Raw genomic sequence first — 14,825 nt, forward strand, 5'->3', positions numbered from 1 at the left:
CATCTATTTCACTAACTTTGCTCTCTTCTCTTCCCCCACCAACCCCAACACAGCTTTTTGAATGAGCTTAAAGATGGAATAAGGTGGTTTGAGAGAAAGTTTTTCTAGTAGCTCAGCCATTTTCTCAAGCGGCGGGCGTCCTTCGAATATTGCTTCCAACTTTTCTCTTGTGAAATCGGCAAAACCGTGGCCACTTACTCCTTCATGACGGAGCTTGAGAAATTTTTCAAGCTGCTTATTTTTAAAAAACAAATATAATTCAGCGAAATAACGGTCACGCGATGATAGACGTTCCAATCCAACACAACGGTCACGACGAATACGAACGTGATATCGCTCTTCCAGACGTCGAACTTCTTGACTCAACACTTTCATATAACTATGAAGATGACGAGTCACTTGTTGTTTTTCTGGGATCAATAGCTTGTATTTCGCATCTTTGCGCATAACAAAAGTTGTAGCATCATTCATTCGTTGAGATGGAATGTCCCACCCTAACGCATATAACAACGTTTCTTCTGCCAGTCGATAATAAAGGACGATAAAATCAATTAAATCATGTTCGTCATATAAAAGCTCGGCATAATTAAATAAAAATGCAATGAATGCTTTTTGGTTTTGTTTTTGCAACGATTTAAATAAGTCTACAAACTTCCCTTCTTCATCGTGTTGCCCCGAATGAAAAAGCTTAAGTGCTTCTTTCAATTGATCGAACAACAACATCGATTCGCGCTCTTCAATATCAAGCATGCGTAATTTATGGCCTAGTTCGAGTAGCGAGACAATTAAAGGGTTTTGAACACGATCGGTTACTAATTTTTTAGCTGACAAAAAATTCCCAGAAACAACAAGTTCATATACATGGTTATATAATTGACGTTCATGTATCGCTTGACCGAGTGAAAACTGACTTCGATTTCTGTAATCTGTAAAAAAAACAACCTTATTAGGATATATTTGAGTACATTCGTGTGCCAACATTTGTTGAATGAGAGCACCTTCTTCATGAAAGCGCAAATATATTCGCTCTACATCTTCACCGATAGAACGAATTAACGACTGAACTTGTTTTATTTTCTGTGAAATAGGAAGCTTCGAATCTAAATCGTAAAAGTGAATGTTACACGAGACATTTGGGTGATTTCGCATCATCTGTTCTTTCAAACATGTCTCACTAGAATGCTCTAAGATAAGATGGACATTCAACTCGTTATGCTCTTCTAATAATAATTGATCAGCGAGATCTGAAAGAACTTGTTGAATTTGTTCAGACCACGAACTAACGAATATATTTTTCATTATCACTTTCCTTTCAATACGATTTTTCGACTTAACTGCAATAATAAACGATTTATATCCATTATGTTCTCATCAGGCATAACTCCTAAATCCCGCAACATAATCATCGTATCCATAATAAAGCGACGCTTCGCCTTTGTATATGTCGTTCGTGAAGTGCCAAAATATGAATTCCAAAGTGTTTTTACATCTACCTTATTACGAGAGTGTCCTATGAAACTATGGTTTCTCACATTTAATGCACCTGCAACATTTGCACTTTTTAAGTAAAAGTAAGCACCATAATATCCATCTATTTCCCAATTACTATATTTTTCTTCTAATTCATCAAAGACTTCATAAATTGTTGACTTTTTTGCAAATTCCACAGTGTACGGAATCGTTTGCGCATGCTGAAGTAGATAAAAAAGAATAGCTTCACGTACCCGATAAAATCGAATAAGGAGAGATATAACATCATCCATGTCTAAATACATATCAATATGACGATACAACTCAACGATGCGCGCCAAATCTCGCTTTTTCATATTTTTATCTAACAACAGCTCCAAATTTTTTTTAGTTTCTAATAAAACATCTTCATCAGACAGATACATCATGGCAATCTTTAGATGCGCTAAAGAATCTTCAAAAGCAAAGTTTAAGCGATCAATCATCATATGTAATAGTGATTTCAATGCTATTGTTTCTTCTGTTTCTTCAATATCTTTCATCATTTCTAAAGCCGCTTCGTAATCGTGATCAATAATAAAGTCGCGAAACTGTTTCATCCATGTTTCCGAATGAATAGCTAATACCGTATGCTCTACATGCACATTTTCACCATCAAAATAAATAGTGGCGTAACGTTTCGTAAACTGACGTACTCCTTCTAGAAAAAGAATTTGGTATACTATAGGATCGCCAAAAGTGGGGATCTGAGCGAAGTACGAGAAGGGGTATTGAACACACAATTTATGTACGAGACGTTCAATATCATCTTCTAACTTCTCTATATCCCATTCGTGATCGACAACTATTGTCATCGCCTCTACATCCCATTCATCTCCTAGTTTTTTTTCCAACCACAATTCAATTTTTTGCTGTAAAGATGTGAGCTCATATTTTTGAAAGGATGGATCAACAAGTAGCCAAACTACTATCGTTCCATCATCTTGAGGAAGTTTTTTCACAATTCGACTAATCTTTTTAATGTTCTCCTCATTGATAATGTTAAATGATTGTTCATTCACATCACTTTTCTTAATTGTACCTGGCATAAGAATCTGGGGAAGTAACTTCTTCTCCATTGAAATCTCTCACTCTCATCATAGACGTAACTTTTATATAAATCATGAAAAGTATATGTATTCTTTTGAAGGGGAGTGGCATTCCCTACAATGATAGTAGAAAATCCCCCTAATTCTATATAATACACATATTAGAATAAAATCCAACAATTTTCCTAGTATTTTCGACAATGTTAAAGCCGATGATAAAATCCCCAATATAGCCAAAATAAAAATACCCATTTCATTCCATCGGTGTTTCAATTCCTCATAGATGCGATACAAACACACTCATCTTCAGTATGTGGGGAATTTACCCACAAGTGACAAACAATTCCTCATAGGTACGATACAAACCCAAAAAAGTGTTGATAAATCAACACATGGAAAAGCTATACAGTGCTATTGTACATCCATCTGAAAATTCAGTCAATGGTCTATATACGTTGATGCGTCTGAAGAAACCTGAAAAAATAAGCTGTCGTCGATCCCCTAGGATTTTTGCACGATTGGAGGTCGACGACAGTTGTGAAGTTATTCACAATATTTGTACAAAAAACAGCCTCCGATTTGGAGACTGTTTTATGCTTCAGCGTTCACTTCCGCAATAATAACAAAGCCAATGACGGCTGTGATGACTAAGCCTGTAATCATCCACATCATCGTGCATTCCCCCTTTGCCCATTTTCTTTTATTTTACACGTTTTTTCTTTGTTCGAAAATGGGTTTATGCATCTTCTTCTATTTTTCGTGCGTATGCGTGCGAACGATGAGTGAAAAAGATCGAGGCAAGCATGAGAACGAATACTGCGCCGAGCACAAGTGGCCGCTTTTCACCGTCGATTGCGCTTGGGATGAGTGTACCGACATATAAAAACGCACTAAGCGCAAATAAAACGAGACTGTATGCTTTATAGTCACGCGCTTTTCCTAACCAATTTCGCTTTTGTTCATCCAAAATAACCGTCCCCCTTCCTTCTTTCAATGTATCATAGAAAAGAAAAAAGGGGACGATGTAATTTATGCCAGAGCTTGTGCTAAATCTTCGATTAAATCGTCAGCATCTTCTAATCCAACAGAAATGCGAATGAGCCCGTCAGTAATGCCCAATTCGTCGCGACGCTCTTTCGGAATAGAGGCGTGCGTCATTTTCGACGGGAGAGAGATCAAACTTTCTACTGCACCTAAACTTTCCGCTAACGTAAAGTAACGGACGCGGGTCAATACTTGTTCTGCCTTTTCACCGCTGCCGACGTCAAACGAAACCATGCCGCCAAAGCCGCGCATTTGTTTTTTCGCTACATCATGATTTGGATGCGACGGAAGCCCAGGGTAATACACGCGCGTAACAGCTGGATGATTCGTTAAAAATTCAACGATTTTGCGCGTATTTTGTTCGTGTTCTTCCATGCGAATGCCGAGCGTCTTCATGCCGCGCATTAATAGCCATGAGTCTTGTGGTCCGAGAATGCCACCTGTGGAGTTTTGAATAAAATGCATATTTTGCGCAAGCTGTTCGTTATTGACAACGACAAGCCCTGCGACAACGTCACTATGACCGCCTAAATATTTTGTGGCACTATGAATGACGATGTCTGCACCCAACGCGATCGGCGTTTGCCAATATGGCGTGCTAAACGTATTATCGACGATCATCAATAGACCGTGCCGTTTGGCGATGGCTGATGCGCCTTGTATATCCGTAATTTTTAATAACGGATTTGTTGGCGTTTCGATATAAATCGCTTTCGTATTTCGTTGAATGTGCGCTTCAATGTTCGATAAGTCGCTCGTATCGACAAATGTCGATGCAATGCCCAAGCGGTTTAATACTTTCGTCATGACGCGATATGTGCCACCGTATACGTCGTCCGTTAAAATGACGTGGTCGCCACTATTGAACAACATCATGACTGCGGTAATCGCTGCCATACCTGAACTAAACGCAAAACCTGCATACCCTTCTTCTACATCTTTAATAAGCTCCTCTAACGCATGGCGCGTCGGATTGCCTGTACGTGAATATTCATATCCTTTATGCACCCCGACGGCTTCTTGTTTATACGTGCTCACTTGATAAATCGGAACGGATACAGCACCTGTATGCGTATCTCCCGCAATGCCGCCATGAATGAGTTTCGTTTTTCTTCTCACGTTACATCCCGCCTTCGTAAATGTTTTTACTTAAATATCGTTCGCTACTATCTGGGAAAATGACGACGATGTTCGTTCCTTCTTTCGCTTGTTCCGCCTCTAGCAATGCCGCATGAAACGCTGCCCCAGACGAGCTGCCGACAAGCAATCCTTCTTTCATGGCAAGTTCTTTGACGCGACGAAATGCATCGTCATCGAGAACTGTATAAATCGCATCAAAATAACTTTCATCCATATATGGTGGTAAACTTTCCATCCCGATGCCTTCCGTCCGATGCGAGCCCGGTTTTCCGCCGTTTAAAATCGAGCCTTCAGGTTCAACGATGACCGTTTTAATACTTGTATTTTTTTCTTTTAAAAATTTGGCCGTTCCCATAAATGTACCACCGGATCCAGCGCCGGCGACAAATACATCAATTCGTCCGTGAAGTTGCTCCCAAATTTCTGGTCCAAGCGTTTTGTAGTACGTGCGTGGGTTCGCTGGATTTTCAAACTGTTGTGGGCAATAAGCGTTCGGAATTTCCGCAGCAAGCTCTTTCGCTTTGCGAATCGCTCCCGCCATCCCTTCGCTCGTTGGGGTGTTGATTACCGTTGCGCCAAGCGCGCGCATCAGTTGTTGTTTTTCAATGCTAAATTTTTCCGGAACACAAAAAATGACGCGAATATTTTTCCCGATCGCTGCAAGCGCAAGACCAATTCCTGTATTTCCTGCCGTCGGTTCAATAATCGTTCCCCCTTCTTTAAGCTTTCCTGTCGCTAGCGCATCGTTTAGCAGCTCTTGACCGAGACGATCTTTGACGCTTCCGCCCGGATTAAAGTATTCTAATTTCGCAAATATGCGTACCCCTTTCGGAAGCGGAAATTGTGTCATTTCAACGATCGGCGTATGACCGATTAATTCATGCACATTTTTCGCTACTTTCATGTTGTAACCTCCCAAAAGATAAAAAGAAGGAGAGGAAAACTCTCCTATTTGTTTAACTCGTTCACCATCCATTGAACAAGCTCGGATGAATGAAGGGCTGCTTTTTGTAAAAATTGTTCAAACGATACGTTCGACTCTTTGCCAGCGATGTCTGATAATGCACGAATGACGACAAACGGCACGCCAAACTGATGGCATACTTGCGCAATCGCAGCCGCTTCCATTTCCACAGCATATAAGTCTGGAAATTGCGTGCGCACAAAATCAACGCGCGCAGGATCGTTCATAAATGAATCGCCTGTCGCAATCAATCCTTTCGCCACTTGAATGTCACGAATGTGCGCGGCGCTCGTTTCAGCCGCTTGTACTAATCGTTCATCTGCTTTATAGCGCGCTGGCATGCCCGGCACTTGACCGTATGCATAACCGAACGCCGTAACATCGACGTCATGATGAACAACTTCAGTCGAAATCACAATATCGCCGACGTTTAATGATGGCGCAAAACCGCCAGCTGAACCGGTATTAATGACGACATCTGGTGCAAATCGTTCAAGTAAAATCGTCGTCGACATCGCTGCATTAACTTTACCGATACCTGATTTTAATAAAACGACGTCTGCCCCATCTAACGTGCCGCTATAAAAAGAACAATTCGCTACCGTCGTTTCTGTTCGGTTCGCTATTTTTTCTCGCAAAATCGCCACTTCTTCTTCCATCGCTCCAATGATTGCTATTTTCATCGTTTCAACCTCTTTCACTTATTGTTTCACAGCCTCCATCAACCAAACGAAACGATTCATTGGCGTAAATGTGACGGTAAAACCGTGCGTTGTAAACATGTGTTCAAGAGCAGGAATCGTCGTGTAATATTCCCGTTGTAAATCATCCGCTAAATCAACGAATCCTTTTTGTTTCGCTTCCGCAATCATCGCCTCATGCGCTTCGCGGTCGATAAACGCTGTATCAGCAAACACTATTTTACCACCTTTACGAAGAAGTGCGCTATATTTGCCGATCGCTTCTTCTTTTTCCGCATCTGTTAAATGGTGAAACGCATACGTGCTCACGATCGTATCGATCGGTTCATTCGGCAATGGAAATTGTAAAAAGTCGCCGTCTTCAATCGATACATTCGGAAGTTTTTCTTCCGCAAGCTCGCGCATCGGGGCAGACGGCTCGATGCCGTACACCGTTTTTTTCGCCTCAATCAATTTTTTTGTTAAATTGCCTGTGCCAACACCGAACTCTAGCACAACATCGCCACTATTTTCAACGACTGTATTTAAAATCGTCTCATATCCGTCAAATACATCACGATATTGTTCATCGTGTCCGTATACAGACGAATCGTACGACTGCGCCCACGTTTCAAAGATGTCTAAAAATTCACGTCCCATGATGCCACACTCCATAAATATAATAATTCCTATAAGTATAGTATGAATTTAACGTATTACTGTTCTCAATCTATCATATTTTTTTCAGATGTTCAATGGAAATGTGTTAAACTACGTGTAGAAAGGAGGAGGACGATGATTACGTTTGATCTCATTCAAGATAAAGTCGAGTTTTTTGAAACGACAGATTTAAAGACATTGGAAAAGAAAATTAATGAACAAATTGAACATAATAAAGCGATTATGCTTGAAGTGCATCATGTGTCGTACGACGTACAGCTGTTAGAAAACGGACAACGTCTATACAGCGCGATGGTGCATTTTAAAGCAAAAAAATAGAGCGTCACGGACGGCGCTCTACTTCTTTTAGTTGTTGCACTTTTGTCGGCTTCCAGCCTTCATCGGTCACCCATTCGATAAACACTTTATAATGTTCTGTTTTATCTTTTTTTGAAACGGTGGCAACGGCGTGGTTCGGACTGCCGCCATTTCCGATAAACCAGACGATCAGATCAGAAGAGGAAATGCCTGTCGCATAACTAATCGCATCGAGCATCTCCTTCCAATCAACAGAGTTTTTATCATATTGTGTCACATGCGGCTCCGATTGGGTTGTACCGATCGGCTGCCATGACGGGTTAACAATTTCGCGAATGACGTTTGAATTTGGATCTTCAACAACCGTTTCTTGTACGTTGCCGTTCGGTTGTTCGTTTGTCTCTGTTTCCGTTTCAGATGGTAGCTCATCGTTTGCCGGTTCATTTGTTTCCACTTCGACCGATTGCGGAGAAGCGTTCGTTTCCTTGACAGATCGATCGTTAGCAAACAACCATTTCCATCCGAAAAATAAAATAAGCGCAAACACAATCGCAATGAACGTATTCCATATACGATTCACTTTTCTTTGTTTTGAACGTTTGGCAAAACGGCTGCTCACTCTTGGTACCTTCCTTTCTGTTCCAACTCGTATGTAGCACGAACGATATCGGCAAACACACTATTTGTGACGGCGGCAGAGGACGTTGTTTCTAATTGTACCACAACGAGCGCATATTTTGGACGGTCAGTTGGAAAATAACCTGCAAACCATTTGTTCACTGCGTCATTTTTTCCTGTTTGTGCTGTTCCCGATTTTCCTGCTATGGCGTAAGGCAACGATTGAAATGAACGGCCAGTCCCTTCTGGATGCGTCACAACAAGCTGTAACAGCTGTTGCAGTTCATCCACCGTCTCTTTACGCAATGAATCCATCGTTAACCGCTTCTCATCAAATGCAAAAAACGTCGTTCCGTCTTTATACATCATTTTTTGAACGATACGCACTTGTTTTGCTTCACCCCCCCGAGCAATCGTTGCCATCATATTCGCTACCGCAAGCGGTGAAACGCGCACATCTTTTTGTCCAATGGACGTTTGCGCGATGGCAAGCGGAATATGTTTATCACGTTCATCTCCCCAAATGTTCCCTTTTTTCTCTTCATGAAGCGGGCGAAACGATGAAAAGTGATATACATCTCCTTCCCAACCAACGCGCGGAAACAATCCAAGTTTTTGGGCATATGTCTCAAACACGTTTTTATCTATCGCAATCAACTGTTTTCCTAACTCTCCAAACGTTCTGTTGCAGCTGATCGCAAAACTATCTTCAAACGTGCGCATCCCCTTCTTTTTTTCTTCTAGCTCACCGTTAATTTTTCGATCACAGTCAAACGTCTGGCCATGAATGAGTCCATGTTCAAGCGCAGCAGCTGCAACGACAACTTTAAAAACGGAGCCCGGCACTTGTGGAAGAAGCGCTTTATTTTCCATCGCTCCATCTTTGTACGGGTTTCGTTCATCAATTGCTGGAGCGCTCGCTAAAGCGAGGACGTCATTTGTTTTGACATCAAGTAAGACGACAGCCCCTTTTTGCATGCCATGTTGCGCTACAATTTGTTCAACGCGTTGTTGAAGAGTGCGATCAATCGTCGTTTGTACCGTAATCGGATAAAACGGATTTGCCTGTTCCGTATATTTCACATCCATGCCAAAAAGAGGTTCACCGTGCGCATCTACGTGATACAATAACTTCGTTTCCCCATCAGGAATTAAAAATTCATCAAATGAACTTTGTAAGCCAGACACGCCTATTTTTGTTTTTTGCGATAATTTGCGGTCGCCATATCGCTCCTTCAGCAACTTTTCGTTTTCTCCAAGTAACCCGATGACATGTTGAGCATATTTTTGCTTCAGATCATACTGCTTGTAAACAGCAATCACACCCGGAATGTGCAAATCATTAATCCGTTCCATTTGCCAATGGTGGAGTTGAACCGGTCGTTGTCCATCATGCAAAATGATCGGGCCTTTCGCCGTTTCAAGCTGCTGTTTTATCGTTTCTTTTGGCATGGAAACAATCGTTGCGATTTGATCGATTGGCCAGTCCATTTTTTTTAAAAAAGGAAATAACACGAGCGTCGGGATGTATTCATATGTGAGCGGCTCACCGTTTCGGGCGACGAACATGCCGCGTCCGTTATCGATGACAAGCTGTTCCGTCCGCTGTGCAACGCTTGCTTCAATTAAATTTACCCCATGAAACGACTCGGTGCTAACAAGTTGTAGTTGAACGAGTCGCCCTGCGAGCACAAGTATCCCTAATTGTATCATCGTTAAGATGACGATGATTCGTTTTTTCACCATAAAAAACACCTCGTCTTCATTGTCGACGAGGTGTTGTCTTTTAAAACCTATTTTACCGCCACGATTTTTACAACCATATCGCCGCCTGGTGTATGAACCGTCACTTCTTCACCGACGCGGCGACCAATAAGAGATTTAGCAATTGGAGAGTCGTTCGAAATTTTCCCTTCAAATGGATCCGCTTCCGCACTACCAACGATCGTATACGATTCTTCTTCCCCATCTGGAAGCTCAATAAATGTCACCGTTCTTCCGAGCGATACGACGTCTGTCGTTTCTAAATCTTCTTCAATAATTTTCGCATTGCGAATCATATTTTCAAGCATTTGAATGCGCGATTCAACGAACGCCTGCTCATCTTTTGCCGCATCGTACTCCGAGTTTTCCGATAAGTCGCCAAAACTGCGTGCGATTTGAATGCGTTCCACAACTTCTTTACGCTTCACTGTTTTTAAATATTCAAGTTCTTGCTCGAGCTTCTCCTTCCCTGCTTTCGTCATTGGGTATTCTTTTTCCATTGACATGTGACTCACTCCTTTTTATTTATGTACGGAAAAGTACGAACGACTTGTTCGTACAAAAGACAAAAAGTTTACATATTATCTATGCTATGGTATTACAAAATAGACTTTTGTTCAAGAATCGTTTGAATTTTTGTAACCATTAAATCGATAGCGACATGGTTATGTCCGCCTTCTGGAATGATAATATCGGCATACCGTTTCGTCGGCTCGATAAATTGATTGTGCATCGGGCGCACGACGTTTACATATTGTTCGATGACCGATTCGAGCGTGCGGCCGCGTTCTTTAATGTCGCGCAATAAGCGGCGAATAATACGAATGTCCGCATCTGTATCGACGTACACTTTAATATCCATTAAGTTGCGCAATCGCTCGTCTTCTAATACAAGAATGCCTTCTAAAATAATGACATCTTTCGGTTCGACACGAATGACTTCGTTTGAACGTGTATGAAGCGTGTAGTCGTATACAGGCTTATCAATTGGTTCGTAATTTAAAAGCTTATGAATATGCTCGATTAATAAATCGTTGTCAAAAGCGAGCGGATGATCGTAGTTTGTTTTTAATCGCTCTTCAAACGGTAAGTGACTTTGGTCTTTATAATAATAGTCTTGTTCAAGCATTAAAATGGAATGGCCTTGAAAATGTTCATAAATCGCTTTGGTGACGGTCGTTTTCCCCGAACCAGAGCCGCCTGCGACTCCGATCACAACCGGTTTCTTCCTCATGTTAGTGCCCCTTTCTCATCATGTTGTATGGGAAAACTTCTCGATCGACTTTAAAACGGACGATTTGGAGCGGATGGCGAGCGGCATCAAGCTCGTTTCCTTCTTCATCCCAAATCGTTTCAATGACTTGCGTAAAGTTTTCAATTTCAGGCCCGAAAAATTCCACTTCATCGCCCGGTTTAAAGAAGTTGCGTTGTTGTAACGTCACGATCCCTTTGTCTTTGTCATAGTTTAGCACGAGACCGACGAAATCGTACGTCGTCTTTTTACTATGAACACCAAACATTTGCTCTTTATAGCCCGGAACACCTTCAAAAAAGGCTGGCGCTGTATCGCGGTTTGCGCATTTATCGAGCTCATCTAGCCATTCTTTCCGAATGACAAAGTTGTCCGGATCGGCACAGTACGCATCGATCACTTTTCGATACACGCTCACAACCGTTGCGACGTAGTGGATCGACTTCATGCGTCCTTCAATTTTTAAACTATCGATGCCGAGCTCAATCATTTTTGGAATGGACTGAATTAAGTTTAAATCTTTCGGGCTCATCGCAAACGGATCGTCGTTTTCATCAAACAACGCCACTGCTTGATCGCCTTCGAGCTTGTACAAATCGTAATCCCAGCGGCACGATTGACAACAGCCACCGCGGTTTGAATCACGCGCAGTCATGTGGTTGCTTAATACGCAACGGCCTGAATAGGCGATACACATGGCGCCGTGAATAAACGTTTCAATTTCAATATCGACTTTTTCTTTTATTTCACGAATTTCTTCCGCGCTTGTTTCACGTGCTAAAACGACTCGTTCGAGCCCTTCTTCTTTCCAAAATTGCACCGCTTTCCAGTTCGTGAGCGATTGTTGCGTACTTAAATGCACTTCCAACTTCGGCGCGACGCGGCGTGCCGTTTCAATAATGAGTGGATCAGCGACAATAATGCCGTGCACGCCGACGCTCTCTAACCCGCGCAAATACTCTTCTAGCCCCGGAATGTTTTCATTATGAGCGTAAATGTTTGTCGTCACGTAAATTTTTGCTCCGTATTGCTTTGCAAATTGTACACCTTCTGCCATTTCTTCAAGCGTAAAGTTGTCGGCATTTGAACGAAGGCCGTATTCTTGTCCACCGATAAAAACAGCATCCGCTCCGTAATGCACCGCCACTTTTAGCTTTTCTAAATTGCCAGCTGGAGCAAGCAACTCAGGTTTTTTTACAATGACGCGCTTGCCGTTAATGATTTGTGATATGCTCATACGTCTCCCTCCTTTTCGTTTAATATACAGTTTCTTTAAAGAAAAAGCCGGTATCTAACGGACGATGTGTTGGTTGAATCGCTTCAATGCGCGCAAATAGCTCATTTTTTTCTTCTTCGTATTGCTCGCGATTTTCTGCGCACAAATCGATCGCGCGACGATATAGTTTTGTCACTTCTGTAATATACTCTGGCTCATGAAGCACGCCATCAATTTTAAAGCTATCGATGCCCGCATCGATCATGTCTTCAAGTTCATCGATAATGCAAATGTCATTTGGACTCATAATATGCGTACCGTTTTCATCTTCAAAAATCGGATATTTATTGTCGCGCTCTTTATCGTATAAAAAGAGCCCTTTCGCATATTTCACTTGTTGTACTTCCATAAACTTGCCTTGATATTCAAAATAGTTGCCGATGAGGGACCGCTTCGACTGAAACATGCACGTCATGCCGTGTACTTGCACTTCAATTTCCACTTCCGCATGATTTTTAATATCAATAATTTCTTCCATATTTAACTCTCGCGCTAAGACGGCACGTTTCGCTCCTTTTCGCCCCCAATAGTTGCATGCATACCAGTTTGTCGCTGTCGTTTCTGTGTTCCAATGAAGTTTCATATGCGGTGCGACTTCTCGTACAGTCATTAACACCGCTGGATCGCCAAATACGATCGCATCCACTTGTTGTTCGGATAAAAAGCGGACGTAATCACCTAGTTCATCCACTTTGTCGTTATGAAAGAGGGCGTTCATCGCAACATATACGCGCACCCCGTACTTTCGTGCCACGTCCATGGCATCGATGATATCTTTCCTTGAAAACTCGCCTGCTAAGCGTAAGCCGTACCGTTGTTCACCGATCATCACAGCATTTGCCCCCGCTTGAGCAAGTTGTTCCATATGCGCAACGCTCGTTGGTGTAACGAGCAATTCTGGTTTTTTCATGTTATTCACCTCTTTTTCTCGATATCGCTATTCCATCCCCGATCGGAATGATGACCGTTTCATAGCGCGGATGCGCCATTAGCCATTCGTTATATGCTTGAATTTTTTTAATAAGCTGGCGAATGCGTTTTTGTTCAATCGGTTCATGTGTAGCGACAAGTCCCTTAAATAGTACGTTATCCGTTATAATCGTCCCCCGCTCGCTTAATAGCGGCTCGTACAACTCAAAAAAGCGGCGATATTGTCCTTTTGCCGCGTCAATAAATAATACGTCAAAAGGGGCATGCTTTTTTACCTCGTCGCCCATATCGAGCGCATCACCAAACAATAATGTTATTTGCTCTTTTGTATTCGTTTGCTCTACATAAACGAGCGCTTGTTTATAGCGCTCTTCATCGCGTTCGATCGTGACAATGTTTACATGCGGCAACGCTTTTGCCATCCGAATGGCAGAGTAGCCAATGGCCGTGCCAATTTCTAAAATACGCATCGGTTGCACGAGTTTTAAAATATGCAACATCGTTTCGATGCTAAGCGCATCCATAATCGGAACGTTATGTTCACGCGCATACCGTTCCATCTCCACGATCGCTTCTTCTTTTTTTGGTAGTAATCGTTCTACATATTGAATCATTTCCTCATTTACCAACGAACTGTCCTCCTCGCAAAAACAAGAGTTCAAACGAATTGAACTCTTGTTTCATCACGATCCATAACTTTATATATACTACCATAAATCAAAATAAAAAGCGAACGTTTTATTGCTTTCCGATATATTTTGCCTTCTCACGATTATGTTCGTCAAGCGTTTTTGTAAAGATCACATCGCCAGCTGGTGTTGCTAAAAAGTAAAAGTAATCCGTTTCCGCTGGATGAAGCGCCGCATGAAGAGACATTTCTCCCGCATTTGCAATTGGCCCCGGTGGAAGTCCTTTATACATATATGTGTTGTACGGTGAGTTTACTTCCAAGTCTTTGTAATATACACGTTGTTTATGCTTGCCGAGCGCATATAAAACAGTTGGGTCCGTTTGAAGCGGCATTCCTTTTTCCAATCGATTGTAAAACACACTAGCAATTTTTTCGCGATCCGCTTTTTCCGTCGCCTCTTCTTCAATAAGTGACGCCATCGTTAACAATTGATGGACGGTCATGCCGCGCGCTTCCATATCTTCTGTATATTTCGCCAATATTTCTTCCGTTTTGGCGATCATTGTTTCAATCATTTCTTCAAGCGAAGGTTTTTCTTCCGTAAACGAATATGTTGCTGGAAACAAATATCCTTCAAGCGCATAACGAATATTTTTATTCAAAATATCTGCCGTTAAAACAGAAGGATATTTTTTGTGTGAGTAAAATATTTGTGGGTGACATTCAGGAATGATTCCCCGACGAGGGTTGCGAACTTTTGTTCGCGACGCTCGTCGGGGCCACCAAGCGAAGCGCGGTAGAAAAAAGCAAATGTCATGCAAAAAGGACTCTCTCCCTGCTATGATGGTGATGACCAACATCAATAAAACAGGAGGGAGAGAGTCCATGAAACATTTTACCACAGAATGGCCTTTATTAAAAGAGCTGGAGGAACAATTAGTCAGAACTCTTCAAAAGGTGTTCGCTGTCTTGTTGGCGGCCCTTTTGGAG

The 14,825-nt window shown here is 42.0% G+C and carries 15 protein-coding genes and 1 pseudogene; 1 reads left to right on the forward strand and 15 read right to left on the reverse strand.

Translation table 11 applies throughout. From position 1 onward, the window contains the following. Positions 1 to 3: 3 nt before the first annotated feature. From LH47_RS06980 to LH47_RS07010, 7 genes are all read right to left on the reverse strand, one after another. Positions 4 to 1,299 carry a hypothetical protein gene (locus LH47_RS06980; RefSeq protein WP_043965971.1) on the reverse strand — a complete coding sequence of 432 codons (1,296 nt, stop codon included), beginning with the start codon at positions 1,297 to 1,299 and terminating at the stop codon, positions 4 to 6. A gap of 2 nt (positions 1,300 to 1,301) precedes the next feature. After that, positions 1,302 to 2,588 carry a hypothetical protein gene (locus LH47_RS06985; protein WP_043965973.1) on the reverse strand — a complete coding sequence of 429 codons (1,287 nt, stop codon included), beginning with the start codon at positions 2,586 to 2,588 and terminating at the stop codon, positions 1,302 to 1,304. Positions 2,589 to 3,294: 706 nt separating this feature from the next. Beyond that, entirely contained in the window at positions 3,295 to 3,525 is a 231-nt protein-coding gene (locus LH47_RS06990; RefSeq protein ID WP_043965975.1) for a YrhC family protein, read from the reverse strand. Between the two features lie 62 nt (positions 3,526 to 3,587). Then, on the reverse strand, positions 3,588 to 4,721 hold the full coding sequence (locus LH47_RS06995; protein ID WP_043965977.1) for a bifunctional cystathionine gamma-lyase/homocysteine desulfhydrase: 1,134 nt from the start codon (positions 4,719 to 4,721) through the stop codon (positions 3,588 to 3,590). A 1-nt stretch (position 4,722) separates the two neighbouring features. Next, on the reverse strand, positions 4,723 to 5,646 hold the full coding sequence (locus LH47_RS07000; protein WP_043965978.1) for a PLP-dependent cysteine synthase family protein: 924 nt from the start codon (positions 5,644 to 5,646) through the stop codon (positions 4,723 to 4,725). Between the two features lie 44 nt (positions 5,647 to 5,690). Then, the gene (gene mtnN, locus LH47_RS07005) at positions 5,691 to 6,389 is read right to left on the reverse strand and encodes a 5'-methylthioadenosine/S-adenosylhomocysteine nucleosidase (RefSeq protein WP_043966005.1); all 699 of its coding nucleotides are present in this window, start codon (positions 6,387 to 6,389) and stop codon (positions 5,691 to 5,693) included. A gap of 18 nt (positions 6,390 to 6,407) precedes the next feature. Next, positions 6,408 to 7,046, reverse strand: a complete 639-nt coding sequence (locus tag LH47_RS07010) for a class I SAM-dependent methyltransferase (RefSeq protein ID WP_043965980.1) — start codon at positions 7,044 to 7,046, stop codon at positions 6,408 to 6,410. A gap of 135 nt (positions 7,047 to 7,181) precedes the next feature. Here LH47_RS07010 and LH47_RS07015 point away from each other — a divergent pair, with 135 nt between their 5' ends. Further along, complete coding sequence (locus LH47_RS07015; protein ID WP_043965982.1) at positions 7,182 to 7,385, forward strand: DUF2536 family protein; 204 nt, start codon at positions 7,182 to 7,184, stop codon at positions 7,383 to 7,385. A 4-nt stretch (positions 7,386 to 7,389) separates the two neighbouring features. Here the strand turns inward: LH47_RS07015 and LH47_RS07020 are convergent, their stop codons facing one another. From LH47_RS07020 to mltG, 8 genes and pseudogenes are all read right to left on the reverse strand, one after another. Next, a complete protein-coding gene (locus tag LH47_RS07020; RefSeq protein WP_043965985.1) occupies positions 7,390 to 7,983 on the reverse strand; it encodes a YrrS family protein in 594 nt (197 codons plus the stop codon). Further along, positions 7,980 to 9,728, reverse strand: coding sequence for a peptidoglycan D,D-transpeptidase FtsI family protein (locus LH47_RS07025; RefSeq protein ID WP_043965987.1), 1,749 nt, complete (start codon positions 9,726 to 9,728; stop codon positions 7,980 to 7,982). Before LH47_RS07025 ends, LH47_RS07020 begins: the two co-directional genes overlap by 4 nt. Positions 9,729 to 9,775: 47 nt before the next feature. Then, positions 9,776 to 10,252, reverse strand: a complete 477-nt coding sequence (gene greA / locus LH47_RS07030; protein WP_043965989.1) for a transcription elongation factor GreA — start codon at positions 10,250 to 10,252, stop codon at positions 9,776 to 9,778. A 92-nt stretch (positions 10,253 to 10,344) separates the two neighbouring features. Next, positions 10,345 to 10,980, reverse strand: coding sequence for a uridine kinase (udk, locus tag LH47_RS07035; protein ID WP_043965991.1), 636 nt, complete (start codon positions 10,978 to 10,980; stop codon positions 10,345 to 10,347). Position 10,981: 1 nt separating this feature from the next. Further along, positions 10,982 to 12,235: a peptidase U32 family protein gene (locus LH47_RS07040; RefSeq protein WP_043965993.1), complete on the reverse strand. Its 1,254-nt coding sequence runs from the start codon at positions 12,233 to 12,235 to the stop codon at positions 10,982 to 10,984. Between the two features lie 19 nt (positions 12,236 to 12,254). Continuing rightward, positions 12,255 to 13,184 (reverse strand): peptidase U32 family protein, encoded by a 930-nt coding sequence (locus LH47_RS07045; protein ID WP_043965995.1) that lies wholly within the window; start codon positions 13,182 to 13,184, stop codon positions 12,255 to 12,257. Between the two features lies 1 nt (position 13,185). Next, on the reverse strand, positions 13,186 to 13,833 hold the full coding sequence (locus tag LH47_RS07050; protein ID WP_043965997.1) for an O-methyltransferase: 648 nt from the start codon (positions 13,831 to 13,833) through the stop codon (positions 13,186 to 13,188). Positions 13,834 to 13,942: 109 nt separating this feature from the next. Further along, a pseudogene (gene mltG / locus LH47_RS07055) lies at positions 13,943 to 14,530 on the reverse strand (endolytic transglycosylase MltG); the annotation flags it as partial. Positions 14,531 to 14,825: the final 295 nt, after the last annotated feature.

The organism is Anoxybacillus thermarum, assembly GCF_000836725.1.
Lineage (GTDB): Bacteria > Bacillota > Bacilli > Bacillales > Anoxybacillaceae > Anoxybacillus > Anoxybacillus thermarum.